This is a genomic window from Kitasatospora sp. NPDC004240, from assembly GCF_053603215.1.
The window spans coordinates 15,227-42,115 of sequence record NZ_JBSGFD010000069.1; the positions used below are offsets into that span (position 1 = coordinate 15,227).

General features: G+C 70.2%; 23 protein-coding genes. All 23 read left to right on the forward strand.

Going from position 1 to position 26,889, the window contains the following annotated elements:
- Positions 1-474 precede the first annotated feature (474 nt).
- A complete protein-coding gene (locus ACWEQL_RS20190) occupies positions 475-1,404 on the forward strand; it encodes a hypothetical protein (protein WP_452151638.1) in 930 nt (309 codons plus the stop codon).
- A gap of 396 nt (positions 1,405-1,800) precedes the next feature.
- Positions 1,801-2,910: a conjugal transfer protein gene (locus ACWEQL_RS20195; RefSeq protein ID WP_452151639.1), complete on the forward strand. Its 1,110-nt coding sequence runs from the start codon at positions 1,801-1,803 to the stop codon at positions 2,908-2,910.
- A 25-nt stretch (positions 2,911-2,935) separates the two neighbouring features.
- Complete coding sequence (locus ACWEQL_RS20200) at positions 2,936-3,274, forward strand: hypothetical protein (RefSeq protein ID WP_452151640.1); 339 nt, start codon at positions 2,936-2,938, stop codon at positions 3,272-3,274.
- The gene (locus ACWEQL_RS20205) at positions 3,271-3,918 is read left to right on the forward strand and encodes a hypothetical protein (protein ID WP_452151641.1); all 648 of its coding nucleotides are present in this window, start codon (positions 3,271-3,273) and stop codon (positions 3,916-3,918) included. Before ACWEQL_RS20200 ends, ACWEQL_RS20205 begins: the two co-directional genes overlap by 4 nt.
- Positions 3,919-3,977: 59 nt before the next feature.
- Complete coding sequence (locus ACWEQL_RS20210; RefSeq protein ID WP_452151642.1) at positions 3,978-6,563, forward strand: ATP-binding protein; 2,586 nt, start codon at positions 3,978-3,980, stop codon at positions 6,561-6,563.
- Positions 6,560-9,220, forward strand: coding sequence for a hypothetical protein (locus ACWEQL_RS20215; RefSeq protein WP_452151643.1), 2,661 nt, complete (start codon positions 6,560-6,562; stop codon positions 9,218-9,220). The genes ACWEQL_RS20210 and ACWEQL_RS20215 overlap by 4 nt, the downstream gene beginning before the upstream one ends.
- Before the next feature lie 383 nt (positions 9,221-9,603).
- Positions 9,604-9,996 (forward strand): hypothetical protein, encoded by a 393-nt coding sequence (locus ACWEQL_RS20220; RefSeq protein WP_452151644.1) that lies wholly within the window; start codon positions 9,604-9,606, stop codon positions 9,994-9,996.
- Between the two features lie 14 nt (positions 9,997-10,010).
- The gene (locus ACWEQL_RS20225) at positions 10,011-11,021 is read left to right on the forward strand and encodes a C40 family peptidase (protein ID WP_452151645.1); all 1,011 of its coding nucleotides are present in this window, start codon (positions 10,011-10,013) and stop codon (positions 11,019-11,021) included.
- A gap of 198 nt (positions 11,022-11,219) precedes the next feature.
- The gene (locus tag ACWEQL_RS20230; RefSeq protein WP_452151646.1) at positions 11,220-11,768 is read left to right on the forward strand and encodes a hypothetical protein; all 549 of its coding nucleotides are present in this window, start codon (positions 11,220-11,222) and stop codon (positions 11,766-11,768) included.
- A gap of 22 nt (positions 11,769-11,790) precedes the next feature.
- Positions 11,791-14,193: an ATP/GTP-binding protein gene (locus ACWEQL_RS20235; RefSeq protein ID WP_452151647.1), complete on the forward strand. Its 2,403-nt coding sequence runs from the start codon at positions 11,791-11,793 to the stop codon at positions 14,191-14,193.
- A gap of 5 nt (positions 14,194-14,198) precedes the next feature.
- Positions 14,199-15,266, forward strand: coding sequence for a replication-relaxation family protein (locus ACWEQL_RS20240; RefSeq protein WP_452151660.1), 1,068 nt, complete (start codon positions 14,199-14,201; stop codon positions 15,264-15,266).
- Positions 15,267-15,307: 41 nt separating this feature from the next.
- On the forward strand, positions 15,308-16,606 hold the full coding sequence (locus tag ACWEQL_RS20245) for a hypothetical protein (protein ID WP_452151648.1): 1,299 nt from the start codon (positions 15,308-15,310) through the stop codon (positions 16,604-16,606).
- Positions 16,603-17,709, forward strand: coding sequence for a DUF4417 domain-containing protein (locus ACWEQL_RS20250; RefSeq protein ID WP_452151649.1), 1,107 nt, complete (start codon positions 16,603-16,605; stop codon positions 17,707-17,709). The genes ACWEQL_RS20245 and ACWEQL_RS20250 overlap by 4 nt, the downstream gene beginning before the upstream one ends.
- Positions 17,710-17,800: 91 nt before the next feature.
- On the forward strand, positions 17,801-18,286 hold the full coding sequence (locus ACWEQL_RS20255; RefSeq protein WP_452151650.1) for a winged helix-turn-helix domain-containing protein: 486 nt from the start codon (positions 17,801-17,803) through the stop codon (positions 18,284-18,286).
- Entirely contained in the window at positions 18,283-18,663 is a 381-nt protein-coding gene (locus ACWEQL_RS20260; protein WP_452151651.1) for a hypothetical protein, read from the forward strand. Before ACWEQL_RS20255 ends, ACWEQL_RS20260 begins: the two co-directional genes overlap by 4 nt.
- Positions 18,663-21,353 (forward strand): hypothetical protein, encoded by a 2,691-nt coding sequence (locus ACWEQL_RS20265; RefSeq protein WP_452151652.1) that lies wholly within the window; start codon positions 18,663-18,665, stop codon positions 21,351-21,353. Before ACWEQL_RS20260 ends, ACWEQL_RS20265 begins: the two co-directional genes overlap by 1 nt.
- The gene (locus ACWEQL_RS20270; RefSeq protein ID WP_452151653.1) at positions 21,353-23,584 is read left to right on the forward strand and encodes a hypothetical protein; all 2,232 of its coding nucleotides are present in this window, start codon (positions 21,353-21,355) and stop codon (positions 23,582-23,584) included. The genes ACWEQL_RS20265 and ACWEQL_RS20270 overlap by 1 nt, the downstream gene beginning before the upstream one ends.
- A gap of 40 nt (positions 23,585-23,624) precedes the next feature.
- The gene (locus ACWEQL_RS20275) at positions 23,625-24,098 is read left to right on the forward strand and encodes a hypothetical protein (RefSeq protein WP_452151654.1); all 474 of its coding nucleotides are present in this window, start codon (positions 23,625-23,627) and stop codon (positions 24,096-24,098) included.
- A gap of 119 nt (positions 24,099-24,217) precedes the next feature.
- On the forward strand, positions 24,218-24,790 hold the full coding sequence (locus ACWEQL_RS20280) for a helix-turn-helix domain-containing protein (RefSeq protein WP_452151655.1): 573 nt from the start codon (positions 24,218-24,220) through the stop codon (positions 24,788-24,790).
- Entirely contained in the window at positions 24,787-25,209 is a 423-nt protein-coding gene (locus ACWEQL_RS20285) for a hypothetical protein (protein WP_452151656.1), read from the forward strand. Before ACWEQL_RS20280 ends, ACWEQL_RS20285 begins: the two co-directional genes overlap by 4 nt.
- A 273-nt stretch (positions 25,210-25,482) precedes the next feature.
- Positions 25,483-25,974, forward strand: a complete 492-nt coding sequence (locus ACWEQL_RS20290; protein ID WP_452151657.1) for a hypothetical protein — start codon at positions 25,483-25,485, stop codon at positions 25,972-25,974.
- A gap of 89 nt (positions 25,975-26,063) precedes the next feature.
- A complete protein-coding gene (locus tag ACWEQL_RS20295; protein ID WP_452151658.1) occupies positions 26,064-26,357 on the forward strand; it encodes a hypothetical protein in 294 nt (97 codons plus the stop codon).
- Complete coding sequence (locus ACWEQL_RS20300) at positions 26,350-26,772, forward strand: hypothetical protein (protein WP_452151659.1); 423 nt, start codon at positions 26,350-26,352, stop codon at positions 26,770-26,772. The genes ACWEQL_RS20295 and ACWEQL_RS20300 overlap by 8 nt, the downstream gene beginning before the upstream one ends.
- The last annotated feature ends 117 nt before the right edge of the window (positions 26,773-26,889 follow it).

Here is a 26,889-nt window from a genome sequence, read left to right on the forward strand (position 1 = left end):
ACCAGGCGCAGCCCGGAGATCTCTCCCTACCGCACCTGCTGCACCGTGACTGTCCGCAACTTCCGCGCGGAGGAGCGTCTGCTGCCCCACGCCCCCGAACGGCCCCTTCTGGTGATGGGAGGCGCCCGCACATTCGGTGCGCACCGGCTGCCCGCCACCTCTGGTGCGGTGCCTCGGTGCGGGCCGCACCGGCGGAGTTGGTACGCCGCGCACCGCACCCCGAGACGGCGCACCGCACCCCTGCGCATCGGGATGGGCGCACCCTGCGGTGCGGTGCGCACCCGCCGGTGCGCACCCCTTGTCCGGCGCACCGCACCCCTTGTCCACGCACCCCTTGTCCTGGTGCGGGAGTACCGCGCCCGCCGGGATGCCCCTGGACCGGGTCTGTCGGCGAGGGCGATCAGGCCGCGGACAAGGGGGGTCCAGAGAGCGTGAGCGACATCCACCGGATGACGCGAAAGGACGGACACGGACGTGGCCACCAAGACCCGCACCCTCTCTACTGCCAGCGCCGACGAGTCCGGCCTCGCCATCAAGCGCATGAACCGCGACTGGGAGGTCCTGGCCGCCGACCCGCGAGCCGCCGACCAGGTCGCGTGCTGGTCCCAGGAAGAGCCCGAGTTCGCCGGCGCCAGCACCCCGCAGGAGGTCGTCGACCTCCTCATCCGGCTCGGCCGCCGCGGCGAGTGGGCGCAGCACGACCAGACGCTGGCCGCGCTGATGCGCAAGATCGGCGCGGAAGGCTTCAGCGGGCAGCTCGCCTGGCGGATCGCCGCCAGGGTGTTCCTGCCGAAGACGATCCTCATGACAAAGTCGCAGCTGCGACGGAACTCCGACTGGGACTTCGTGTTCTCGACGATGCTCAGCGCGCTGTTCGAAGTCCTGTGCACCTACCCGCTCGAGCGGCGGCCGCGCCGTGTCTTCCCGAACGTCGCCATGGACACCCTCTCCCTCGCCCTGACGACCCTGGCCGCCGACCAGGACGACCGCGGCGAGCTCATCAAGCTCGGCCGGGCGCTGGAGCCGCTGGCCGGCGACCCCACCGTGCTGTGGGTCAGGCAGGAGTCCGAAGACCCGCAGATGCTCGCCGAACTGGTTGAGCTGCTTGCCCGCGCCGCCGAGCTGGACATCGTGCGCAGCGACGAGCCGCGGCTCACCCGGGGCGAGGCCCGCACCGAACTGCTGGACCTCGTGATGTGGGCGGTGGACGTCCAAGCGCTCAAGCCCACCGATGCCCGGCGGATCACCGACTACTACCTCAGCACCGCGATCCCCGAGGAGCAGCGGCACCGCACCACCCGGGCGATGGGCTCCGAAGGCGACCGCCTGCGGCAGCGCGCCAGCCGGGCGGTGCGCCCGCTGCGCCAGGCGGACCTGATGAACGCCTATCGGGCAGCCGCCTGAAATTTCCGGGCCGCCGAATGTCACACGGTGGCCCGAATCCACCCCTGTATCGGGTGATCGCTGATCACGACCATCCCATCCGCCCGAGACCGGGAGTACCGCTGTGCCCACACCCCCCGCCCCCCAGCAAGGCCCCGCGAGCCCGCTGCTCGATGAGGACGAGCGGCGCGTTGCGCAGGCGCGTCGGCGGCTCACCCAGCTGGGTGCCGCTCTCGTTCGCAATCCCCTCGACCGCGACGTGCACCAGGAGGTACGGGCCTACCTCGAGGCCGAGTCGGAGTCGGCCCTTCGCTCCTGGGAGGCCCTGCTTGCCAGGAGTCCCGAGGAACTGCGTGCGCGGATCCGAGCGGTGCTCACCGCGCAGGCAGAGCGCACCACGGACGGTCGGAGGGCGTCATGAGGCTGCGACGGAGCCGTCAGGAGGAGACGGCTGAGGCATGGGACGACATCACCGAAGCCGAGGTTCAGGACGCGCCAGACACTGCAGGTGAGGAGCGGACCGGCTGGCAGATGAGCACCGCTGGTCTGTCCGGCTTCGCGCGGCTTGCCCGGATCGGCGCCTGGGTGCTCCTGGCCTCTGGGCCCGTTCTCGGCGTCGCAGCCTTCACCTCCTCGGCGTCACCGCAGGAGCCGAAGAAGCCTGCTGCGGCAGTCCGGAACCCGTCGGACACAGCGCCGTCGGGCTTCGCCCAACTGTTCGTCGCCGCATACCTGGAGGCGGGCCAGGGCACCGAGTCCTCCCTCAGCCCGTACTACGCGGACCCGGTCATCCTGACGAACCCTCCGGCGTCCCGGTCGGCATCGCGGATCGTTGCCATCTCCAGCACCGAGGTGGAGCCCGGCTACTGGTCCGTCACCGTCGCCGCCCGGGTCCAGGCGAAGAACAAGAAGGGCGAGACGGCCGACCAAGGCGTGCAGTACTTCAGGGTCGGCGTGCAGGTCGTCGGGCCGGCCGCAGTCGGCGGGGCGGCGAAATCCACAGCTACGCCCGCGGGGTATGCCGCTACCTCCCTGCCGGCGCAGGTGGCCGCGCCCGCCGCGTTGCGGACCAGCGGACTGGCGTATGGGACGCCGAAGGGAAGCGGCACCGCGGACCCGGTCGTCGACACCGCGTCGTCGTTCCTGAGCGCCTACCTCGCCAGCAACGGCGAGCTGGACCGCTACATCTCCCCAGGTACCGCCATCACGCCCATCGCGCCCGCGCCCTACACCTCGGTGAAGATCACCAACGCGTACGACAACGGCCCCTCCGACGGAAGCCTGGCCGTCCCCAGTGACGGGGCCGCCCGCCGCGTGCTCGTCACGGTCACCGCTACGGACTCGACCGGCCAGAACTACCCACTGACCTACGCCCTCGACCTGCGGTCCCGCGGCGGCCGCTGGGAGGTCTGGGCCGTAGCCGACGCGCCCGCGATCAAGACGGGTGCCAAGCCATCAACCGCGCCAGCACCCATCCAGAGCCCCGGCCAGGCGCGCACCAGCACGCCGCCGCCGGCAGTCCCCTGATCCCGACACCACAAGGAAGAGAACCATGCACACTGCTGTCGATCCGAACACCGTGATGCTCGCCGGCGACGTCCTCACCTGGGCCACCGCCAAGACCAACGCGATCAAGACCCTGGTCTTCCTCATCGCCGGGCTCATGGTCGTCCTGGCGGTCATCGCCGCCTACTGGAGGACCAAGAGCTGGGTCGCAACCCTGGTCGCCTTCGTTCTCGGCGCCCTGGTGCTCTGGGGCATCAACAACATGGACACCCTCAAGAACAAGGTCGGGTCCGAGGTTGACGACAAGCCCGCCAACAACGCACAGCTCGTCCGCACCGTGCCGAACGCGCCCGGCATCGACCTCGACACCGTGGGGCGGATATGAGCACCGCCGACGACGGCAAGGAACTGATCGGGCACTCCTACACCCGCGCCCGAAAGCACCCCCTGGTCGTCGGCAAACTCCCCGGCGCCGGCCGCATCCCGGGCGGCCCGTACACGGTCACCCAGATCGTGACCATGGTCGTCGCGTTCGGCTTCCTCGCGGCCACCCGGGCGATCTGGGCGCACTTCGGCCTCATGGACATTGTGATCATGGTTACCGTGCCGTGGGGCCTGGCCTGGGTACTGCGGTACGCCAGGCTGGACGGCCGCGACCCGGCCCGCGCGATCCGGAGCCTGCTCGTCTACGTCTCCACCCCTGCGGCCGGCCGTCTCGCCGGCCGGCCGCAGCACGTCCCGCGCCGCGGCATCGCGATCGGCCAGTGCACCGTTCGCGAGCGGCCAGCCGGCGATAGCCCGCCCGTCAGGCAGCCTCAGCTCACCACAGCGCCGCCCCCGAAGACCGTCCCGGCCCCGGCCAAACGAACAACCAAGGCCCCGGCGGCGGCCACGAAGCGCCCGCGTCCCGCACCTCGGCCCGGGTCCACCATCCCGACCGCGGTCGAGGCCGACCTGGTTGCGCCGCGGCAACGCCCCGCGGCGCGCACCGCCCTGCAGGACCTCCTCGCCTCTCTCGACGAGCGCTGAACCACGACCCGTCGGGGGCGGGCCACCCCGCCCGCCCCCTCGTCTTCAAGGAACCCGTCATGCGTCTTCCCGTCCGGCACATCAGCGGCCACCTGATCTGGACCACCAACGCCGCCGTGTGGGGCGTGTGGAAGGTCGACACCGAGAACTACAGCCACGCCTCGTACGCCACCAAGCGCGCACGGCTCGACGCCCTTGAGGCCCTATTCAAGTCCCTGCGCGGCGAGGTGCTCCTTCTCTCCCTGTGCCCGCAGGTAGATGCCGCCTCCGTCGTCACGCGCATGACCGCCGGCGTCGACCTCGACCAGTCGCCCGAGTACGTAGACCTGAGCCTTCGCGTCCTGGACCAGCTGGAGGACCTCGAGCTCACCGGGCGGGTCGACTTCCTTGCGCTGCCGCTGCCGCATCTGGACGTCAAGCAGACCGCGAAGGCCGTGCTCTCATCCGTCCAGGTCGAGGTCATGTCCTCCCTCGGCCTGCCCGTTGCCCCCGTCTCCGCCTCCGAGGAGACCAGCCGGCTCCAGCAGGCCCGCCGCATCTCCGCGACCTGGCCGACCGGCATCAAGCTGCGCCCGGCGACCGAGGCCGAGATCCTGTGGATCTACGGACACAGCGCCCGGCGCGGCATCGACGAGCCCCTCCTCCCGGAGGAAGGAGCACCCCGTGCCCTGCGCGGTCGCGGCCACAGTGTGGCTGCCTACACTCAGGTCATCCTGGACGAGGGCGGACGCAGCGATCGGGAAGGAAAGGGGCCAACCAGCCCGTGGCGCCGGCGCTACCTGAAGGCCGAGACGCAGCATGGGGCGAGCTACCAGGCGTTCTCCGTGCTGTCCGAGATGCCGGAGAGCTTCGTTTTCCCCGGCTCGGAGTACCTCGCCGTCCTTGACGACTTCTCCTTCCCGGTCGACTGGGCCGTGCGCATGCACGTGGAGTCCGGGGCCAAGGCCGAGCCGCGGTCTCGCCGCCAGCAGCGGGAGCTCGCCAACCAGCGCGGGGAGTACGAGGGCGAGACGGCCGGCGCGCCGGCCTCGCTGGAGAAGGCGTCGATCTCGCTCGATGAATACCGCGAGCGGCTGACGGCTTCCGCCACCGAGGTGGAGATCCGCGCGTCCATAGCCACCTGCGTGTGGGGCGAGAGCCCCGACGAGGCCAACGAGAAGGCGCAGCTACTGGCAAACCACTTCGGCGGGAACGAGTACACCTTGGTCCGGCCGATCGGGGACCAGGTCACGCTGTTCCACGCCATGCTCCCCGGTACCCGAACTCCCAGGCCTCTGCTCGACTACACCCAGTTCATGCTGGCGCGCGACTTCGCGATGGCCATGCCCTACTGCGGCTCCAGCCTCGGAGACGACGCCGGCTCGCTCTTCGGCCTGCAGCTCTCCGGCGGCGGCGTGCGCCCGGTCCTCACCGACTTCTCCTACGGCCCGCGGGTCAACGCCTCCGCTTCGGCGGCGTTCGTCGGCGAGCTCGGCTCCGGCAAGTCGGTCGCGATGAAGTCCGCGCTGTACTCAATCCTCACCACCGGCCGCCGCAGCGGGAACAAGAACAGCCGCGGTCGCGCCCTCGTCATCGACCGCACGCCCCAGCAGGAGTGGTCGCGGTTCGCGCTCGCTTGCCCCGGAACCACACAGATCATCAACGTCGACGAGCGGGCCGGCCTGAGTCTCGACCCACTGCGGGTGTTCCGCGGGCCGCGCGCGGCCCGGTACACGGAGTCGTTCCTGACGCCGCTTCTAGACATCGCCTCTATGTCCGTCGAGGGCATCACGCTCGCGGAGGCCATCGAGGCGACCCGCGTGGGACCCCAGCCCAGCATGAGCGCGCTGATCGACACGCTGGCACAGCGCGCCAGGACCCAGGACCCGGACGAGCCGAACGACTCTGCCGTACGCGCCGCCGCGTCCGAGGTCGTGCGCAAGCTGCGTGCGCTCGCCAAGAAGGACCTCGGCAAGGTGATCTTCGATCCGTCGCTGCCGGTCGTCCAGATCACAAATGCGGACAGCATCGTGTTCGCCGTGGACCGGCTTGGGCTGCCGACCAAGGAGGACCTGTCGCAGCACCGGCTGCCGACGCTGGAGGTGGAGAAGCGGTTCGGCTGGCGGCTCATGTACCTGATGACCGCTCTGTGCCGGGAGATCGCCTTCGCCGACCCTAACGAGTTCACCGGCGTGTTCCTGGACGAGTGCTGGTGGCTGACGTCCAGCGCCGAGGGCTCCAACCTGCTTCTGGAGATCATCGCGGACGGCCGCAAGCACAACGCCGGGGCTTTCGCCGGCTCCCACGACCCGTACGACATCGGTCCCAAGAACGAGATCGGCGACAAGATCAGGGCGCTGCTCTCCCACATCTACGTCTTCCGGCACCGGGGGAAGGCCCTCGCCAAGCGGTGCCTGGAGTTCCTCGACCTCGACTCCAACGACGCCGAGATGATCAAGCTGATTACGGAGAACCTGTCACCGATCAACCTCAGCGACATCGACCGGCTGCTTCGCGCGGGCGAATGCCTGTACCGGGACCTGCGCAAGCGCATCGGTGCGATGAAGGTCCTGATTCCCGCTGACGAGGCGGCGGCTGACGCGATCCACACCACGCCCGGTCAGAACGACCCGGGGCTCGAGCAGTTCGCCGAGGTGACGGCATGAGCCGAGCCACCACGGCCAGGCCGAGGTCGGTCCGGCCGGGCAAGCGCCGGGTCTGGATGTTCGCGGTTCCGCTCGCCGTCTTCCTCGCCTTCGTGGCGGCGATGGCGTGGGCCGACCCGAAGGTCCCGACCCCGACTAACGGCCCGTCACCGAAGCCGCCCGGATCCAGCGCCACACCCCAGCCCGGGCCGGACAAGCCGAGTCCCAGCCCCGTGCCGCCGACGACGCCACCGACGGGCCCGACCTGGACACCGGAGCCGGGCCTGTCGCCCGCGCCGCCGGACCCGGGCGGCAAGCCCGTGGTTGACCTGGGACAGCCGCCCAAGGACGGCAGCGACGGTCTGCTGCAGCCCTTCAACGTCGCCGACCGGTTCGGTGTACCGATCTCCGCGTACACCGTCGAGAGCGACACCGGCGACTGGGACGACATCGACCTGAAGATCTGGAACATCCTCGCCATCATCTTCTTCAGCATCGCCAAGTGGGTGGTCGGCTTCGCGTGCTGGTTCATCAAGTGGGCGCTCGAGTTTGGGCTTGCGGGGATCCTCGTGAAGCCGGTCGAGGGGATCGCCAGCACCATCCGGGACCAGGTGATCAACCGACTCGGTCTGCCCGGCCTCTTCCTCACCATTGCCGCGTTGTTCGCCGGCTACCAGATCATGTTCCGCAACCGCAGCCGCGGCTTCGCCGAGGCCGGCCTGTCGCTGGTGATCGCGGCCGTCGCCACGACGCTGCTGCTGTCCCCGGCCCAGGTGCTCCTCGGCACTGCGAAGGACCTGCCCCAGCAGGGCTCGACGATGCTGATGTCGGACGGCGGAGTCCTGGGCAGCGCCAAGGACCTCAGTCTGCAGGTCTCGTCGCTCGTACTCACCAAGGACCCGAGCAAGGTCCAGGCGAACCCGGAGACCGTCAGCAAGCCCATCAAGGACGCCCTGGTCGACGCGCTCATCGTGAAGCCGACCCAGCTCATGTTGTACGGCAGGACCTTCGAGGGCGCCTGCGCGGAGGCCTTCGGGAAGTTCAAGGTCGTCCAGTACAACTACAACCAGATGGGCCTCAACATGTGGGAGGCCGGCCGGGCCAGCCCTGGGGGCGGCTCGACCTACCTCGACCAGCTCACCCATGCCGGCAAGGAGCTCGATAGCACCTGCAAGGCGGGAGGCGTGAACCTCAGCGCGAAGAAGGCGTCGGCCGACCTCGCATTCTCCGCCCTTTTCATCGCCATCGCGGCGGTGATCATCGCCGTGCTCCTCGTCCTGGTGACCGGCGGATTCCTCATCGCACAAGGCTGGGTCGCCTTCGAAGCCATCCGTGGGCACTGGGCGCTGTGCGTGGGCATCCTTCCCGGAGGAGGCCGCGCCACCCTCTGGCGCTGGTTCTCCGCCATCTTCAGAGCCATCCTCGGCGTGGTCCTGGCGGTCCTCTCCCTCGCCATCTTCATCCTGATCATCCTGGCGCTGATCGACGCGAACACCGGCAAGGTGCTGGCGGTGAAGTTCATCGCGATCGACCTCACCGCGATCGCAGGCCTGGCAGGACACAAGAAGATCAAGGAGACGGCCCGTCAGGTCGCCGTCCAGGTAAACCGCCGCCTGGCCAACGCCAAGATCGGCGGATCCAGGAACTCCGTGTTCGCCAGCCCGGGCCGCTACGCCGAGACCGCGCCGAGCCTCAAGCAGGTCTGGAACGACGCGAAGGGAGAAACCCGCAAGGTCACCGCCCCCATCGGCAAGGCTGGCCGTACGGCGAGGGACCTGTGGGTCGGGCCGCCTCAGCGCCGGGGCAAGGGCGGCAAGCTGCGCACCGCGGCACGGATCGCCACCAACGCCGCCGTCGTCGCGGGCACCGGCGGCACGGCAGCCGCGGCCAAGGTCGCTGCGCAGGGCGCCGCGAAGCAGGTGCTGAAGAAGCGTCTAGCGACAGCTGCAGTGAACAGGATGAGCCAGACGCGCGGGGGCCGGGCCACCATGGCCACGGGCAAGGCCGCAGCGGCGACCGCCAAGTACGGCTGGAAGGCCGGCAAGTTTGCGGTCTACGCGACCGCTGGCGCGCCGGTCAGCGTGCCCCGCGGTGTCAAGGCCGCCAAGCGGGGAGCAACTGCAGCCGGTGCCCGTACGACGAAGGTGTATGACGACCTTCTGGCCGCGCAGAAGCGCGCTGGGGCACGGGTCTCCACCAAGGCCGCCGAGACGAAGGCCTTCTTTAAGGAGGGCAACGACAATCTCGCCTCCGGCGCCCGCTACATCGGCAGGCAGGGGGCCTACATCCAGCTCGGACTCGCCAAGCCGATGAGGCCCGCCACCGATGGCGCACCCCCCAAGCCGCGCGCCGTCGCCTCCGCCCCGCAGGTGCCGGGCGGCCCCGCAGCCCAGGCCAGCGGCATCACGCCGCGGTCCGCCGCAGCCACCCCTGCTCCCGGGAGCGCGGCCGCCGTTCCCACCGGGCTCGCCGCGTCGTCGGTTGAGACAGCGAGCGAAGCGCCCACAACGGCGAAGGCCCCGTCGAAGCCCGTCCCGCCCTCGGACAGCGGTCCGGGGAGCACCGGGCCCACTGCGGTGCCACCGCGCCGGATCCACCGAGCGGCCCGGCCGGCTGGTCCCCTGGCGCCGAGTGGCCCCGACGGCGCCGTCGACGAGGACCCCTCCGACGGCGAGTAGCACCAACCAGGGCCGGCCACTCAACGGCCGGCCCCTGCGGACCCCTAATCGCTGCCCAACACCCGCCCTGAAGGGGGCCTCGTATGTCCATTCCCGCCCGGAAGCGGCACACCCGTCTCGGGACCACGGCCCTCTTCGCAGCGTCCGCGCTCCTTGCCTGCCTCGGAATCGCCCTGCTGAGCGCCGGCCCGGAAGCACCATGCGCGCACTCGCACTCCGCCCGGTCCGCCGCCGCATCACCGGCCGCAGATCCGCAGAACCGGCCCTCGGCAGCACCCACCCCCAGCCTCACTGCGACCGCGCAGCACAGCGCCGGGACTGCATCCCTCTCGGCCCAACCCAGCGACAGTGCCGGGCACCAGAACGTCCAGCTGCCGGAGCCGGTGACCGAGGCCGCGCGCCGGTTCACCCTCGCCTGGGCCATGCACGACGCCCGCACCGGCGCCGACTCTTCGTTCCAGGACGCGGTCAGGCGCGCTGCGGCATACACCGCCCCTGACCTCGCCGCCGAACTGGCCGCTGGCAGGCCGGGCGCCGACCGGGTGTGGGAGCAGTGGCGGGCGCACCAGACCCGTGTCACTGCCGAGGTCATCGGGGTCACCATCCCCGACGGCGCCCCGGATCCGACCCTGACCCGGGCCCTGGTCAGGATCCACTACCGCCTCACCGTCGCCCCCAGCGACGCACCACCGACCACTACGGAGGAGCAGGTGGCCCTGGAGCTGCGCCGCGGGACCGACGGAACGTGGCGCGTCACCGCGCTGCCCAACGCCTGAGCGGGGGATACGCAGTGAAGAAGTGGGTTCTCATTGCCCTGGCACCGGTGATTGCATTCTTTCTCGTGGTCGTCGCCATCACGCTGGCTGTCGCCACCGCCGTCGGCAACGACAACACCAACAAGCCCGGGGGCGGGAACGGCCCTGGTGGTGGGATCAATGCCACGGCGCCGGTGCCGGATTGGCTTCGGACGCTCATTGCGGACGCCGTCGCGCAGCACGGGTGTCCCCAGCTCACGCCGTCCCTGCTTGCAGCGCAGCTCTACCAGGAGTCCCGCTTCGATCCCAGGGCGGTCTCGCCAGGGGTCGGTGCCCAGGGTATTGCCCAGTTCATGCCCGGTACCTGGGCCACCCAGGGCATCGACGGGAACGGCGACCACAAGAAGGACCCGTTCGAACCGGCCGACGCCGTACCCGCGGCAGCCGCCTACGACTGCTCGCTCGCCAAGGACGTCAAGGACGTCCCGGGCGATCCGGCGGACAACATGCTTGCCGCATACAACGCCGGCCCCGGCGCGGTCACGAAGCACAACGGCGTGCCACCGTTCGCCGAGACCCGGGACTACGTCCGGGAGATCCGCGCCCTTGCCACCCAGTGGGCCGCTGGCCTCGACGGCGGCGTGCCCCTGCCCACCGGATCCGACGGCGCATCACGGGCGATCGCTGCCGCACAGACCGCCATGAACACGCCCTACCAGTGGGGTGGAAACTGCCGCAGCCCCTACCGCGGGTCTGACGGGTGCGACTGCTCCAGCCTGGTCCAGATGGCCTGGGCAGCGGCGGGCGTCAGCCTGCCTCGAACCACCTATGACCAGGTCAACTCGGGCACCGCGGTCCGGTCCGTGTCCGAACTGCGCCCCGGCGACCTCCTCTTCTCGCGCGGGACCGCCACCCGGCCGGAACACGTCGGGATGTACATCGGCAACAACCAGGTCATCGAAGCCCCACGAACCGGCCTCAACGTGCGCATTCACTCCTTCGCCGAGTGGCAGCCGAACATCCTCGCCATGCGGCACATCGGGTAGCCGCCATGGAGGGCCGCCTGTCGCCGGCGGCCCTCCCGTAGCACGGGCCAGCAAGAACTCTGCTCTTGCATGTCACACGGACCGGCATTTCCAGACCTGTATTGGGCGTCCGCATTCGATCGACACCCACCAGGAGGCCGTCATGCCGCTCCACCATCCGCACGTCCTCGCGACCCGCCCCGTGTGCGGGGGCGGGCGATGACCACCAGCGACGTCGTCGACAGCGTCCTTTCAGCGGCCACCAGCATCCCCCAGTACGCCCAGGTGGCCGCGACGTGGTCGGCAGGCAACCTGTGGTGGGTCGCCCTCGTGACCGTCACGGTCGTACTCGGCTTCCACACCCTCCAACGCCTGATGAGCCGCAAGACCCTGCGCGGCCGTCAGGCCTTCGATGTCCTGCCCACCACCGGCTTCGACCCCGTGCTGGAGGACGTCCTCCGCTTCGCCAGGCAGCTCGCCCAGGCGCAGCGCAGCACCTCCAGGTGGGCGCTGCTGCCGACGTACGGCTCCGCGATGCGAGTGCGCCTGATGTCCGACGGTGGGCCGCTCACCCTGCGTGTCGAAGGGCCCGCTCGGGCGGCTGCGGTGCTGCGGCACCAGGGCTACGCCCAGTGCGAGCTTCGGGCCGTCGCGGATGACGCCGCCGCGCCGGAGCGGCCGCAGATCCTCCTGGGCGCCCGCCGCCGCGCCGCCGAGGCCGCCGGAGGCGCGGCCGCCCCCGCCGGCGCCGTCCGGGCCGCGGCCTGACCCGACGAGAGCAGAGAACACGATGACTTCCCCTTCAGACTCCGCCGCAAGCCCCACCAAGAAGGCTCAGCCCGACCGCCCCGAGACGCGGCACGTGGCCCGGGCCGAGCTGGCCCTGGCACTGCCCGACCATCTGGCCCTGCGTGAGATGCCCCTGCGCCCCGACCCGCTCGAGGCCCTCGCTGCCGCCGTCGCCGACATTCGCACCAACCTGCACGAGCGGGCCGACGTCGTGCTGGACCTCGTGCCCGTGGCCCCAGGCAAGGTCTCGCGCAAGCGGAACCAGCTCCTAGCCACCGCCCGGCGCCGCCCGCACGACATGCCGGCCATCCCAGGGCTGCCGCAGTACGGCGGTCGCGGATTCAGCCTCGAGCGGCTCTCGTCGATCGGGGCGGAGATCGCCGCCGAGATGCGAGGTGCCCACGCCCAGCGGCCCCAGGCGCGTGGCGGGAGTCACCGGCAGGTGCGCACCACCGACATGAAGGCCGCCATGGGCAAGCTCCTGCCCGGCGTCGATCCCGTCTTCGACCTCCAACTGCTCATCCGTACCTCCTCCACGGATCCCCACCGGCCCCGGCTGCTCCTGGAGCAGGTCCTGGCCGCACTTGAGGGCTGGGCCGGCGACAACTACCTGCGCCCGATTGGCCTCAACCTCGGCGTCACCCGGCTGCGTTCGGACAACGCGCTGTACCGGCGCCACTTCGACCACCGCTTCGAGACCGGTGCATTCGCGCCCCGCAAGCACGGTTGGGTCACCGGAGTGGAGATCGCCGGCCTGCTCAAGCCGCCGACGCGCCACAACTCGGCGGCTAACGTCGCCCGCTCCGGCGGCGTGGTCCCGCCGCCTCCTCCACAGCTGGCGACATGGAACGGCCAGCCCGATCTGCTGCCGCTCGGCTGGGTCCCGAAGCCCGGCGGCGGCGAGCGTCTGGCCGGCGCCCCGCTGCGTTACCTGCTGTTCGGCCTGTTCCTCGGCAAGGCCGGCCACGGCAAGACCGAGATGTCACTGGTTCAGGCCATCGCGCTGGCCCACAACGGGCACGGCATCCTCTTCCTGGACCCTCACGGCGACGGCTGGCAGCGCGCCCGCCCGTACCTGGCTCACCGTGAGCTCGCACCCCGGATCTGGGAGATCGACCTGACCTCGCCGGACCTGGATGCGATGGCCGCGTCCTGGAACCCCCTGTCGATGCAGAACCGGCGCGAGGACGACATCCCGGACATCGTCCAGTACATCGTCACGGGCTTCAGCAGCGCCCTGAACTGGTCCGATTCCGCGGGGCGCGCGAAGACCATCCTCACCCGGTCCGTCGAGTCCCTGGCCGAGCTGTCCTGGTTGCTGTCGCGCGCTGGCCGGGCCGACGTGGCGCCGACGATCTTCCAGATCCGGACGATCCTCACGGACGAGGTCTGGCGCGACGCCGTCGTGCCTCACCTGTCGAAGAACCTGCGGGACTTCTGGTCGAAGACCTACCCGAAGTACAGCAACGAGGCGACGCCGGTCGTCACCAACATCATCGAGCGCCTCGACAGCAGCAACGCCATCAAGGCGTTCCTCGGCTCCTCGCTGTCGACGTACGACATCCGCACCGCCATGGACGAGGGCAAGATCGTCTTCATCTGCCCGTCCGGAACCGGCGACACCGACCGAATCGTCTCGTGCCTGCTGATCTACGACCTCTTCCGCGCCGGCCTGTCCCGGCGCGACATGCCGGTGGCCGCGCGCAAGGACTTCTATGCCTTCGTGGACGAGCTGACCGCAGTCGACGGCGCGAGCAAGGGCACCCTGGCTGCCATCGCCGAGCAGCTGAGGAAGTTCCGCGTGAAGCTGCTCGCAATGACCCAGATGGCTCAGCGCCTGACACCCACGACCAGGCAGGGCTTGCTACAGAACCTGTCGGTCCTGTCCACGACCGCCAGCGACATCGACGAGGCGCAGCTGGTCACGCGCCGCTGGGGCAAGAAGGTCGACCCCGACACGATCACCCAGCTCCGGCCGTACCACTACGTGATGTCCGTGACCCTGGGCGACGGGCGCACCGACCCGTTCCGGGTCCGCGGGGCCAGCGTGGAAGACCTGTACGCCGACTACCACCGGCCCGATGACCTGCCGAAGCTCACGGCGTCCGTCGACCAGAACCTGAGCCGGCGTTCGGTCCGGGAGATTCTCGCGGACCTGCGCAGACTCGACACTCGCATCGTCCACGCCCTGGCTCAGACTCCGGTCCACTACGCCGAGGACGAGGACCTCGACGTCGGCGCGCCGGTCGCCGGGGCGCCCTCCGACGCCGCGCCGCCGGCCAAGGTCCGGATCAGCAAGGACCCCGGGCCCGTTCTCAGCGGCCCGGAGGAAGAGGCGCCCGACTCGGACGAGCCGCCGGTGGACATGGAAGACCCCGGCACGCCGGAGGTGAGCTTCGCGTGACCGTCATGGAAACGCAGGCGCACGCTCCTGCACAGCGCACCAGCTTCCAGGCCCTGGCCAGCCAGGTTCTCACCGCGCTGTACCAGCACCGGGTGATGTCCACCGATCAACTGCACCGGCTGCTGCTGCCCGGGGCCAACACGCCCAAGTACCTCCAGGGGCAGCTTCGCGGGCTCCGCGAGGCCGGACTCGTCCAGCACATGCATGCCCGTCGTTTGCAGCGGTCGGGAGAGATCGGCTACCGCCGGCCCCCGCGCAAGGCCCCCTACCTGTGGTTTCTCACCGAAGCCGGAGCGGAATCGGTGGAGGCAGGTGGCGAAGTGGAGCCGCGCCCGTACCGAGTCACGCCGGAGTCGGTGGCCGGCACCCGGCAGTGGCACACGATGGCCGTCAACGAGACCGGGATCGCCTTCACCCGGCACGCGGCCCGGCTCGGGCACGAGTGCGGACCCCTGGACTGGGTTCCCGAGGTCGCCCACCGCATCCGGGACGGGCAGCGCCGCTTCGAGGACGACCACGTCATCACGGACTCCGTGCTGCGCTACGTCGACGTGCGGCGCGGGAGGCGGACCATGCTGACGCTGTTCATCGAGGTCGACCGGGCCACCATGACCACGGCGCGGCTGGCGGCGAAGCTGGCTGCCTACGGCCGGCTGTACGAGTACGTGCCGCAGCACCCGGACCGGGCCCGCCGCTCGGCCGCGTCGACCCGCCCGGCCTGGCAGTACAGCTACCCGGTCTTCCCGCGGCTGCTGGTGGTCCTCGATGGCGATCCGTCCGCCACCCTTCAGGATCGCCTGGCGACGCGGACCGAGGACCTGTACGCCCTCACCAAGACGGATCCGCGGTTGGCCCGACTTGCCGGCCACCTGTCCATCGGCGTGACCACGCTGCGCCTGCTCCAGGAGCGAGGCCCGTTCGAACCGATCTTCACTCCCATGCTGAAGGGCACGCCGGAGAACCGACTGCCACTGACCGACCTGTACCTCAAGCCCCACACGCCGAGCGGACTTCCTGCGGGGAGCCCGGCGACGGCGGGCGGGCCGCACAGCGGAGGACACACCACGCCATGAGCATCGCCTTGGAGGAGCAGGCGCCGTCCCAGGGCGCCAACATGATCCAGCTGGCCGAAATCCTGCAGCGCAGCACGAAGCTGCGGCAGCGTCGCTTCGAGATGCTGCCGCTGCGCGGGCCCGGTTCGGCGTTCACCGAGCGGACCGGCCGTCAGCCAGGTGATGCCACCGCACCGGCGGAGCTGTCCGACCTCATCTCCTCGATGTCGGTCATCGGCATGCTGGAGCCGGTTCTCGCCGAGGAGATCACCGTCGCCGGCCGGGCTCCGACCATCCGGCTGGTCACCGGTGAACGGAGGCTGCGCGCCATGCGCTGGGGCGCGCAGCACCTGCCGGACAACCCCCACTTCGCGGGGCTGCCGGCCGTGATCTGCCCGGGACCGTTGTCGGACGAAGAACGTCACATGTGGAGGTTCATCGAGAATTTCGCCCGCGAAGGGTTGCGGCCCGGCGAGCAGGCTGCAGCGCTGATGTACCAGCGGTGCGCCGTTCTGGTGGGTAAGCTCCTACGGGCTGGCCGGCCCGTTCCCGCCGAGATCTACGCGATCCCGGACTCGGTGGAGCGATTCAAGGCACTGGAGAAGATCCGCGGCAACGACCAGTCGTGCGCGGCCCCCTGGTCGGAGGTCCTCACCCGTCTCGGCCTGCAGCTCACCGAGCGCAAGGCCACCGAACTGGTACGGGCCTTCAGGGAGCTGCCGCGGGAGCTCACCGGTGAGATGGATGAGGCCGCGATCCGCCTCAACACCAGGATCCGGTTCGCCGAGCTGCGTCGCGGCCGCGAGGACGCCGCCTCGGAGATCTGGGCCGCACTGAAGGGCAGTCACCGCCTGCACCTCCTGCCCAGCGCGGTGGACATCGGCCTCACCTCTCCGGAGCTGGCCCCGGAGCAGGTCATCGACGCCGCCGAGGGCCGGCAGGACCAGGCGAACGCCGCACGCCGTGCCAAGCTCAGCCGCGTTCCCGACCCCGTTGCGGAACCTGACGACGACGAAGCCGGCGGTCCCGAGGAGCACCAGGCGCCCTGGCCGTCTGCCGCCCCGGTCATCGCATCCGACAACCAGCCCCCCGGTGTCTCCTCGTCGGCCGCCGACGAGGAGGAGGGCCTGGAGGAGCCCGCCCGGCCGGCGGAAGCGCCAGCGACGCCGGTCGCGGACCCGCAGGTGGTGCGCACCGCGCTGGACGGCCTCCGCGGCCTGCTGGCCGAACTGCGTTCTGGCCGGCGCATCGGCCGCTACGACCTGGGCTCGCTTCGCCTGACGCTGCGCGAGCTCGAGGGCACCCTCGCCTCCGACATCACCCACATCGACTCTTCCGAAGAAAGCGAGCACGCCGCATGACCACGGTCTCCCTCCCGATGCCCGGCGTCGGACTTCCCCTGCCCGGGCGCGGCTGCGACTGCCGCTCGTGCGCCTTCTGGGCCGGACCGGACGGCCGCGGCGGCCCTGCGACCATCGAGCCGCTGTGCTCCGGGTCCAACGCCGACTGCTCGTACTGCGGTTGCTCCGCCACCGAGGCCGGCTCGCCGAGCGGGGCATGCGGCGGGTGCCCGATCCGCTGCGGCTCGCGAACCGACATCGCGCAGTGGATGGCCGACGTAGGCGGCACGCTCGCCTTCGACGACATCGTCATCGAAGGCGAGCTGCCCGACCTGCCGGCCTTCATCCCCATGACCGACGGATCGGCCATCACCCAGCTGGACGCCAGTCTGCGCTGGCCGGCCTACGCGGTAGGGATGCGGCGGGTGTTCTCGCCCGATACTCACACGATCTACCCGAGGTTCGCCAGCAAGCAGGCCCGCGACGTGCTCGCCCTGCGCGACGGGCAGAAGGCCGTCCTCGTCGGATACGGCGAGGATCCCCTCGTCGAAGCCTTCTGGACCTACCGCAAGCGCGACGGCCTGGTAGAGGAGATCGCCTCCCAGGGCTGGAACCTGATCCTCGCCCCCAACTACTCGATCTACGGCAACTGGCCTCGCACCGAGCACCTGCTCAACATGCGCCGCTGCCTGCTGATCTGCCAGGAGTTCGCCGACGCCGGCGTCGCCGCCGTCCCCAACCTCTACTGGTTCCGGCTGGAGGACCTGAAGAGGTACACCGCGTGGATCGAGGACGCGCCGCCGCCCGCGATCGCCATCAACCTGCAGACCGTGCGCGAGAACGTCAACTGGGACTCCTGGGCGCGGCCGGGCTTGTACTGGCTCGCCGAGACCCTGCCCGGGGACATACCTATCATCCTGACCGGGCTGTCCCGGACCGACCGGATCGCCGAGGTGGTCTCGCTCTTCGGCACCCGCGTGACACTGGTCAGCCAGAACCCCCACCAGTACGCGCTGCACGGGGCGATCATGACCGCCAACGGGCGCGAGGACGTCCATGCCCGGCCGGCCGACGCCTTCGCCTCCACGGTGCGCTACATGGCCTCCCTGCTGCCCGCCCGGTGATCCGCGCCAGAAATCTGCCGCCTTCGTGTCACACGGAACCCCCTTCCGGCACCTGTATGGGTCGAACACCACGAAGGAGAAGGGGGTCCTCATGCCGTCACCGACCGCGCCGACGGCGCTGCTCGCCAACGCTCCCGCCCCGGGAGCCCAGGGGCGGGACATCGTTCCTGCCTGGCTCGCCGGCATTGCCGCCGCGGGCGGACCCATCGAGCCGTTCCGTCTGATCGCCGACCAGCTGCGCCGGGAGATCAAGGCCGGCGCCCCGGCGCCGGGAACCCGGCTGCCCTCCGCCCGGCAACTGCAGCAGCGCTTCGAGGTAGCCAGCTCAACCGTCCAGGGCGCCCTAGCGGTGCTCAAGCGCGAAGGACTGGTCTACTCCGTCCAGGGGCGCGGCAGCTACGTCAGTCACACGGCCGCGACCACCGAGGCCTCCTTGAGCGCGCACTCGTCGGGGCCGCTGCCGCGCCGCACCGCTTCCACCATCACCGACGACGAGCTCAGCCAGTTGTACGAGCGCCTCGCCGAGCTCGAGAGTCGCGTCGCGGCCATCGAGGCCCGGAAGGAGGCAAAGGCATGACCCAGCCCATACCCCCGGTCGCCTCCCCGTCCTCGTCGTGGTCCGTGTGGGTCCTAACGGTCTGGCACCCCGTCCTCGGCCTCCCGGTCGAGCCGGTCGCCGTCCTGGCCCGCGACAGCTCCCTCGACGCCACGCCCATGCAGCACCTCGTGTGGGTGCCGCTGGTGTACGACGACGCCGGCCCCTGGCGCGAGCGGCTGGCCGAAGGCGTCACGGACGAGCGCATCGCCGTGTGGGAGGCCGAGTCCGGCACCTGCCACATCGCTCGGGTGCCGGTCCCCGATGAGGCCGTCGACTTGCGACATGCCGCGGAGCTTGTCCTCGACCAGCTGCTCGCCGAGGTCATTCCGGTTCTGCCGACAAGGGCAGGTGCGTGATGGGCACGAACTCGAAGAGCAGCCACGCCTCCTACGCCATCGCGCCCAGCGACGTCGCGGTTCTCCAGGAGCACGCGGAGTTGGCCGCACCGGCCGCGTCAGAACCGCTGGCCGGGCCGCAGCTGAGCGATGAGGCGGTGGAGGCCAAGGCCCAGCTGATGGCGGCGATGGAGAACCTGGAGACCCTCGCGGCCGGCGGCGACTACCCGCTGGGCGGTGAGGACCCCTTGCCCGACGATCCGGTCGAGCGCTACGAGCTGTTCGCCCAGCAGATCCAGGACGCCCGCGAGGCGATCGAGAAGCTGAAGGAGCAAGGCCTCTCCGGGGACGAGATCAAGGCTCAGCTCGATGAACTGCGTGCGCAGTCTCTCGCCTACCTCACCCAGCTCGAGCCCGAGGAGCTGCAGCAGATCGCGGCCGCGAAGGGCTTCGAGCACCCCACGCTCGTCGGGCTGTCCGGGAAGGCGCAGCACCCGCTGGTGCACTGGCTGGACCCGTACTACGGCGATGGCATCGCGTCCAAGAACAAGATCCAGGCCGCCGCGCTCAAGCGCTACGAGCAGTTGCTCGCCGGCGAGTCCATCGGCGGGATGACCTTGGCCGACCTGCACCAGATGGAGGGCACCCCGGTTCCCTCGTCGGCGCCGGACGGGATGTGGGCTGCCACCCCCGAGCAGGTGGATGCCGCGGAGAAGGCCTGGTCTGCGGCCAGCCAGGCCGCAGCGGACGCCAAGGGGGTTCTGAGCAGCGAGCAGCTGAAGAACCTCCTCGACTTCGAGAAGCACCTGCTGACCGCGCACAACCCGGACATGCCCGGCCTGGAGAAGCTCCAGAACGGGGTGAAGGTGTGGACCGGCGACCCGCTGGCGATCGCCAAGATCAACTCGGGCACAGTCATCCCCTTGGTGAAGGACTCCCTGGCCGCCGGAGAGATGACGCTGACGGAGGCTCAGCATCTCAAGCCTCTGGAGCTCGTCGCTCTGATGCGCGCCGGTACCTCCGAGATCGAGAAGGAGCACCTGAAGGCGCTCGCCCAGGCGCGCAAGGACCAGCTGGTCGCCCTCGACAATGCCCACTGGGTCCACAAGGAGGGCAAACCGGACATCCACTCCGAGCTGAGCCTTCCGGATCTCGCCGGGGGCCCGGAGGCCGCGGCCAAGGTGGCTGAGTGGGCGAAGACCACCGGTGAACTGCACTCGCTGCAGCAACAGGCACAGGGCTGGATCCACGAGACGCTCCAGTCGTCCGACATCTCGATGGGCAACCCCGGGCTGCTCACCTCCCACCAGGTCGACCCGAAGGCGCTGACGACCGAGTTCAACACCTGGGCGAAGCAGCAGAAGCTGGCGGATCTGCGCGGTGTCGCCGAGCAGCTCGGCATGCCGAACGCAGACAAGGCGACCCGCGCGAACCTGCAGAGTTACATCGCGGCCAGCTTCAACCCTGCCCTGGACGCGCAGGCGATCGTCTCCAAGGTCGATGCCGCGGCCGAGAAGAAGGCCGCGGCGCAGACCGCGCCCACCGCCGTCGGCGGATCCGGCCTTGCGTCGCCGGCGGCGGTGCAGGCGCTGGCAAGCACGCTACCGGGCGCCGCGGCGCCGTCGACCGGGACCGGGCTGACCGCGGAGGCGAAGGTGGCTGCCGCCATCCAGATGGGGGCGAGCCCGGAGCAGGCGCAGAAGCTCGTCCAGGCGGCCCCTGCGGCCAAGCCGGTGCCCAAGGCGCCGGCGAAGCCGGCGATCCCGGGGTCTTTCAACGCCAAGGTCCAGGCGCTGGTGGCCAGCCTCCAGCAGGCCAAGGCGACCGCGCAGGACGTGCCGGCCAGGATCGACCCGGCCGTCGTCGGCTCGTGGTCCTTCGGTCCCGGCCAGGCAGCGCACCTCGGCGGAACCTATCCGAAGACCGTACACAGCGCTCCTGACGGGTCGACCTGGCTGTTCAAGACCGACCACAACGGGGGCAGCGCGATCGCGCACGCCGAGGCGGCCGCTTCCGACGTCCTGGCCCGAGGCGGTCTGCCAGCGGTGCCGGTGTACGTGAAGAACATCGAAGGGAAAGCCGGCACCATCCAGCCGATGCTGAAGGGGGCGACCCAGTTCTCCGCCGCGCCGAAGAGCTGGTCACAGGCCGACGTGGACGCGATCGTCCGCTCGCATGTGGGCTCGTGGCTGATCGGCGACCACGACGGCCACCAGGGCAACGTGCTGCGGACCGCATCCGGCGGATTCCTGCCGATCGACCGGGGCCAGGCCTTCAAGCACTACGGGCAGGACAAGCTCTCGGTCGGCTACGCGCCGTCCGGCGGAGGCTCCTTCGACCCGCTGCACCAGAAGCTGTACCAGGCTTCCCTTGCCGGCGGGCTGGCCGACGGAGTCAAGATCAACCCCGCCGTCGTCCACCCGATCATCAAGAACTTCGAGGCGATCCCGGACTCGCAGTGGCGCGCGATGCTGCACTCCACCGCACACGAAGGCGCCAAGGCCGGCGTCCACTGGGTGTCGGCCATGCGAAAGGCGGCCGCCAAGAAGCACGGAATCGCCGCATCCCAGGTCACTCAGTCACAGATCGCGGACGCGTTCCTCGACCACGCCGTAGAGCGCAAGCAGCGTCTGCGTGAGGACTTCTCCGCCTTCCTCGTCAAGGAGCTGAAGATGCCGTCCGCGGCCTCGCTGAAGCACGGAGCTAACTGATGGGAACCAACTCAAAGAGCAGCCACTCCTCCTATGCCGTCGCGCCCACCGTGGCGGTCGAGAGTCCGGCTGCCCCGGTCGGCCTCGGCGATCCTCCTGTCGCGTCGGCCACGGCTCTCACCGAGTCCGATCTGGCGCTGCTGCAGGCGGTGGCGTCCGAGCTCGACCCGGCGGCGTCACCGGAGCTGTCGCCCGAGCCTGGGATTGGGGCGGCCGCCGACTCGGAGACGGCGTTCGGCAGCGAGGGGGCCAGCGGCTCGACCGGTGATCCAGCCGAGCAGGCGGTTCTCGAGCCGGCGGCCGCGGAGGCCGACACCGACCAGACCGCCAGCACAAAGGTCGAGCCGCAGACTGTCGAAGTCGTCGACGCCGCGGAAGGCGTCGACGTTGCGCAGGGAGCCGAGCCCGAACCCGAGGAGGAGGAGGAGGAGGGCGACCCGCCGCTGACGCCGGTTCCCCACGCGCCGCCGGTCGGGCTCGCCACCGGCGTGCCCATCCTGGTCGGAGGCGAGGACTTCCTCCACTCTCAGGCCACGCTGGTCGCCTACCAGTCGACGGACGGGCCCCGGGAGGTGCTCCTCGCCCATGTCAGCGAGGAAGCCGAGGGCAAGCTGCTCGAAGCCCTCACGGTCGCAGGCACCAAGATGGTCGACGTCGAGGTCGAGGAGAAGGTCAACGAGCGCCTCCCCCTGGACAAGAACCTGCAGCTCGCGGAGCTCGTCACGGCAGCGACAACGTCGGTGCAGCACAAGCTCAAGAGCTCCTCGCCGATGTCCGAGGCGTCCATCCAGAAGCACCAGAAGGCCCTCGACGCGGTCCAGAACGTCCTCAACACCCCCGGCCTCTCGGACGACGAGAAGGTTATGGCCCAGTACTACCTGGACCAGGTCAACCTCATCGGCGAGAAGATCAACAACGGCGGCGCACCCATGCCGCACTTCGCCCCGCACGGCCACGAGGTCACCAAGATGGTGACCAAGCAGATCCCGGCACCCTCCGAGGACCCCGAGCCCGGGACGTTGGCTGCACAGCTGCGCGACGCCAGCCGCATCAACGCGACGCTCAACCCGCAAACCGGCGAGACCTCCTGGGACGGCCAGAAGCGCAGCTCGGCGAACGGCAAGGAGTACGCGATCGAGCTCGGCGACGGCTGGAGCGCCGTCTACCGGCCGTACGCGGCCAACGACCCGAACAGCACCGACTTCTCGATGCGCGGCCAGCTCGAGGTCCACGCGCCAGTAGGGGCCGGGCACGGAGGGGAGCTCGTCGAGCGCCTGGAGCAGCTGCACCTCGTCAACAAGCCGATGACCGCGGCCGAGGGCGAGTGGACGTATCTGACCAACAACATCACCGCCCAGGGGCTCGGAGACTCAGCCGGCATGAAGGAGGCGATCAGCACCGCCAAGGGGATGGAGGACCTGCAGGTGCAGGAGCTCGTCCACCAGCGTGCCGAGTCGTTGATCGGCCTGAGTGAGGACGAGCTCCACTACCAGGTCAAGCGTATCCAGCTCGAGGCCGCGCAGACCGCCCTGCCGAAGAAGGTGGCGGTGCTGCGGGAGGCGGTCGCCAAGGCCACAGGCTTCGAGGGCGGGGACGCGCTGGCGGCCAGCGCCGGCTACCACCCGGTCCCGACCGCGTCCGGAGGCTGGCTAACGTGGTCACGATTCGACGTCACCGGCCAGGCTGACAAGATCAAGGAGGCCTTCTCCGGGAAGTCCCTGACTCACAGCATCGGAAGCGGCAGCATGCTCGACGTGTTCAGCACCGGAGTTCTGGCCTCCACCGAGAAGCGTGCGGTGATGGGAATCGGCGGCGGGATCGGCATGTCGGAGGGGCAGGACAAGAAGACCGGCGGCGCCAACTCCGTCTTCCTCCGCGTCTCGAGCACCTCCTCGGCGGGGTTCGGGGGACATCTGGTCTGGGACAACCCGTCCGTCCTGATGGGCCGGTCGGACTACTACGCCTACAACAGCGACCAGTACGGCGTCAGCCCGGACAAGAAGAAGGTTAGCGGGCTCACCCGCGACCCCATGAAGATCGCCACGCACACGGCGTCGGGCAACGAGATCATGTTCCGTGACGGGATCGACCTGCTCGGAGCCGAGGCTCCCAGCCGCATCATGTGCAACGGCCAGGGCGAACGCGCCAGCCTCCTGGAGAACTTCAAGGCCCGCGGCATCACCCACCTGGGCGGCAAGGCTGTCGAAGATGTGGTCCAGAGTGCCTACTGACCTGCACCATTTGACCCCACATCAGCAAGGAGTCCCGATCATGTCCACATCCACACCCGCTTGGACGGACCGCTTCGCCACGCTGCTCGCTGGCGAACACGCCGCGAGCGGCGACCCGGTCGACGCCGGTGCGCAGCTCGTCGTCACGGATCCCGATGGCACTGAGGTGTTCCGTCAGGGCCTGGCGCGCCACCATCGCGCCGATGATGAGGATGATCACCTGATATGGGTGCGGCCGCTTGTCGGCGGATCCGAAGCCCCGGACCTCGGCTGGGTGTTCAACCTGAATGTGGCCCGGCGCCGGGCGCTGCGCTGGAGGAACGCCTCCGTGACCGACAGCGGTGACGTCGTGCTGGAGCTGGCGTCCGGGCAGATTGCCCGGATCCAGCCGGCTGAGGACGACCAACTGGCGACCGTCCAGCGGTGGGACAGCTTCACCGACCGCCTCACTCGCGACGAAGAGGCCGCCCTCGACCGGCTGGACGCCGACTCCTGGCACGGGCAGTTCTCGTGAGCATCGCACCGACCAGGGCGTCGACGGCGCTTTGGCATGATGGCACCGCGGCCGGCACCGGGCCGGCCGCGCGGCGCCGGCACGATCGCCGGCACGGACACCACGCGGGAGGTGGCAGCATGCGCGCGGAGCAACGGCGCGGCATCAGTGGTTTCGATGGCCGGCGCCTGGAGGCGGCTCGGGCGGCGAGGGGTCTGGCGGCGCGCGAGCTCGCCGCCCAGGCCGGCGTAACGGTGACGGTGCTCGAGCAATACGCGCGGGGCGAGCGAAGCCCCGAGCGGGGGACGGTGGAGCGACTCGCTACGGCGCTGGACTGCTCGGCCGACGACCTGCGCACCGCCGCCACGACAACGCTGCGGGATCTGCGTGAGCGCGCTGGCGCGAGCCAGGAGGAGGCCGCGGCCGCGGCCAGCCTCAAGCGCAGCGCGTACGCCATGCTCGAACAGGGCCGGACTAGGACACTTCCGGCCCAGGTCGCCCAGGACTTGGCCGCCCACTTCGGCGTCGACCAGGGGGCGGTTGTGACCGCGCACGCCGAGGCCGTCGCCCGGCGCGGTGCCGATGCCCCGGCACGCCTGGTCCTCGAGGGCCGGCTCCTGCAGCGCCTCGCGGCGCACTTCGACATGTCCGCCGACGATCTCCTGGATCTCGCACAGCGCCTGTCGGCTGATGAAGGGGGTGGGCGACGGTGACGTACCACCGCGGGCACCCCGTCACTGTCGCGCGCCACGAGGCCCTGCGCAGTCCGCTTCCTGACCAGGAGCAGCTCCTGCCAGTGGACGGCGAGTGGTTGCACGCCCGAGCTGTGCTGTTCCGGGAAGCCGCCGAGCGGCCGTTCGAGCTGACGCTGGACGTCGCCGAGTACAGCCGGCGCACGGGCTTGGCCTTCCACGCCCACTACGTCGCCCAGGTGTACCGGGGCGATGACGGCTGCCGGCTCGCCACACCGCTGATGATCCTCAACCTGGCCCTGGTGCCCACCCGGAGAGCAGCGGACAAGGCGCTGGCCCACGAGGCGATGCACCTTCGCGTTCCGTCCTACGGGCACAAACGCGAGGCCTTCGCCTGCGCGCAGGCGATCCTGGATCGCGTGGGTGCGTTGACCGCGTAGACCGAAGGCTCCCGCCCGAGGCCGGTGCCCGGGCGGGAGCATGGTCCGTACGCCGTGCCGGCCGAACCAACTCCGATTCATATTGCATACCTCTATGAGTGCCGCTAGTGTTGAGCTCATCAGGCGGATCGGCCGTCCGATACGAACCACCTTGTAGGAGCGGCACTGCGGCTCGTCCCGCCGCCGAGCGCGCGGGACCGCGAGGCCCGGGCCAGGCTCTCCTCCCCGGTCTGCCCGGGCCTCACCCTCCACCACAGCCATCGAGGAGACGACGTGAACGGGACCGCTTCGACTCTGGACGCGATAGAGGACAGCGCACGGCAGGCCGCGATCAGCCGCGCGCACGGCCTCAGGGGCGCAGCCCCCACCTTCGACCCGTCGATCCTGGCGGCCACCTCCGAGCGTGAAGGCATGGCAGCGGTGCTGCGCCACCGGCTCCAGCTGCCCGCCGGGCTCCGGCTCGGCGTGTACGAGGACATCAACCACCCGCTGTTCCCCGGTGCCGCTCTGTCCCGTGCAGCCAGGGTCCAGCTGTCCTTCGGGCGGCGCGGCCACATCTTCCTCGGCACCTATCAAGATGCGCGCTTGACGTTCAGCCTGGTCGCGCCGTGCCGCGCCTGCTCCTCCCGTGTCCCGTCGGCGAGGGTCGACAGCCTGGCCGACTTCGGGGACTGGCTGCTCGGAGGCATGGACCGCGCGATCGAGTCCGCCCTGTTCCGCACCTCGCCGGTCCATCGGAGCAGCTGCCCTCTCGCGGCCGCCTGATCCCCCGCTGCGGTCTGCGGACCAGCCATCTCCCGGGCGCCCCCGGCTCATCGAGCCAGGGGCGCCCCTGCATGAACGGAAGCCTCGCCATGCCCTCCACCTCCCGATCCCACCCGGCACCCGACCCAACGGTTAGGGTCGCGGTCCGCCTAACGGCGGTACGCACCAGCGTCCACGACCTGGTTCTGTCGCTGGAGCTCCCGGCTGGGACCGCAGCCAGCCTCCCCGCGGTGCGGCGCCATCTCGAAGACCTCCAGCCCGGCGTGCTCGCGGCGGCCTGTACCGACGAGACGGTGGACCGTCTCACGGACGTCGCCGTCTTGGACGTGCTCGCCCTTTCGGCCGTGATCGTCCCGCCGGAGGAGGTCGGCGGGGATGAGTGATTCCTACGGGCCCTTCGGCTGCGTCGTGACAGCCCCGAACAACTCCCGCTCCCACCGCCCTGACGCGGCCGGTGATCGCGGATTCCATGCCCGGCTGACGAGCTTTCTGCTCTTCATGGTCCCGATGTTCATCGCGGAGCTGCGCGACGCCTCCGAGGAGCAGATCGACCGCGCCCGCGAGGACGCCCTGGAGCAGATCGCCAGTCACGGCGACGACTTGCAGTTCGGTGGGACACACCAGCGGTCTTCCCGCACGGCTCTGGCCAAGGGCTTCGCCGTCCTGGCCCGCGCCGAAGGCGGTGTGACCGCCCTCGGAGTGCACGCATGTCTCCACCCACACGAGGGCTGCCCCGGGCTCCAGCCGCATGGCGACACCACGGCGACCACTCTCGACGATTCCCAGGAGCAGACCTGATGCCCGAGACGACGTCCTCCCCCCAGGGCGGCGTCGTTCTGGCGATCCGTCCGGTTTGATCACGTGATGCCGAGGGTGGCCAGTGGTCGAGTGGCGTCTCGGCTGTGCTTGCGCAGG

Excerpts from the sequence above, each read along its gene's own strand:
- ACWEQL_RS20195 (WP_452151639.1), top strand. The coding sequence starts at position 1,801 with ATGAGGCTGCGACGGAGCCGTCAGGAGGAGACGGCTGAGGCATGGGAC.
- ACWEQL_RS20200 (WP_452151640.1), top strand. The coding sequence starts at position 2,936 with ATGCACACTGCTGTCGATCCGAACACCGTGATGCTCGCCGGCGACGTC.
- ACWEQL_RS20205 (WP_452151641.1), top strand. The coding sequence starts at position 3,271 with ATGAGCACCGCCGACGACGGCAAGGAACTGATCGGGCACTCCTACACC.
- ACWEQL_RS20210 (WP_452151642.1), top strand. The coding sequence starts at position 3,978 with ATGCGTCTTCCCGTCCGGCACATCAGCGGCCACCTGATCTGGACCACC.
- ACWEQL_RS20215 (WP_452151643.1), top strand. The coding sequence starts at position 6,560 with ATGAGCCGAGCCACCACGGCCAGGCCGAGGTCGGTCCGGCCGGGCAAG.
- ACWEQL_RS20230 (WP_452151646.1), top strand. The coding sequence starts at position 11,220 with ATGACCACCAGCGACGTCGTCGACAGCGTCCTTTCAGCGGCCACCAGC.
- ACWEQL_RS20235 (WP_452151647.1), top strand. The coding sequence starts at position 11,791 with ATGACTTCCCCTTCAGACTCCGCCGCAAGCCCCACCAAGAAGGCTCAG.
- ACWEQL_RS20240 (WP_452151660.1), top strand. The coding sequence starts at position 14,199 with ATGGAAACGCAGGCGCACGCTCCTGCACAGCGCACCAGCTTCCAGGCC.
- ACWEQL_RS20245 (WP_452151648.1), top strand. The coding sequence starts at position 15,308 with ATGATCCAGCTGGCCGAAATCCTGCAGCGCAGCACGAAGCTGCGGCAG.
- ACWEQL_RS20250 (WP_452151649.1), top strand. The coding sequence starts at position 16,603 with ATGACCACGGTCTCCCTCCCGATGCCCGGCGTCGGACTTCCCCTGCCC.
- ACWEQL_RS20255 (WP_452151650.1), top strand. The coding sequence starts at position 17,801 with ATGCCGTCACCGACCGCGCCGACGGCGCTGCTCGCCAACGCTCCCGCC.
- ACWEQL_RS20260 (WP_452151651.1), top strand. The coding sequence starts at position 18,283 with ATGACCCAGCCCATACCCCCGGTCGCCTCCCCGTCCTCGTCGTGGTCC.
- ACWEQL_RS20265 (WP_452151652.1), top strand. The coding sequence starts at position 18,663 with ATGGGCACGAACTCGAAGAGCAGCCACGCCTCCTACGCCATCGCGCCC.
- ACWEQL_RS20270 (WP_452151653.1), top strand. The coding sequence starts at position 21,353 with ATGGGAACCAACTCAAAGAGCAGCCACTCCTCCTATGCCGTCGCGCCC.
- ACWEQL_RS20275 (WP_452151654.1), top strand. The coding sequence starts at position 23,625 with ATGTCCACATCCACACCCGCTTGGACGGACCGCTTCGCCACGCTGCTC.
- ACWEQL_RS20280 (WP_452151655.1), top strand. The coding sequence starts at position 24,218 with ATGCGCGCGGAGCAACGGCGCGGCATCAGTGGTTTCGATGGCCGGCGC.
- ACWEQL_RS20295 (WP_452151658.1), top strand. The coding sequence starts at position 26,064 with ATGCCCTCCACCTCCCGATCCCACCCGGCACCCGACCCAACGGTTAGG.
- ACWEQL_RS20300 (WP_452151659.1), top strand. The coding sequence starts at position 26,350 with ATGAGTGATTCCTACGGGCCCTTCGGCTGCGTCGTGACAGCCCCGAAC.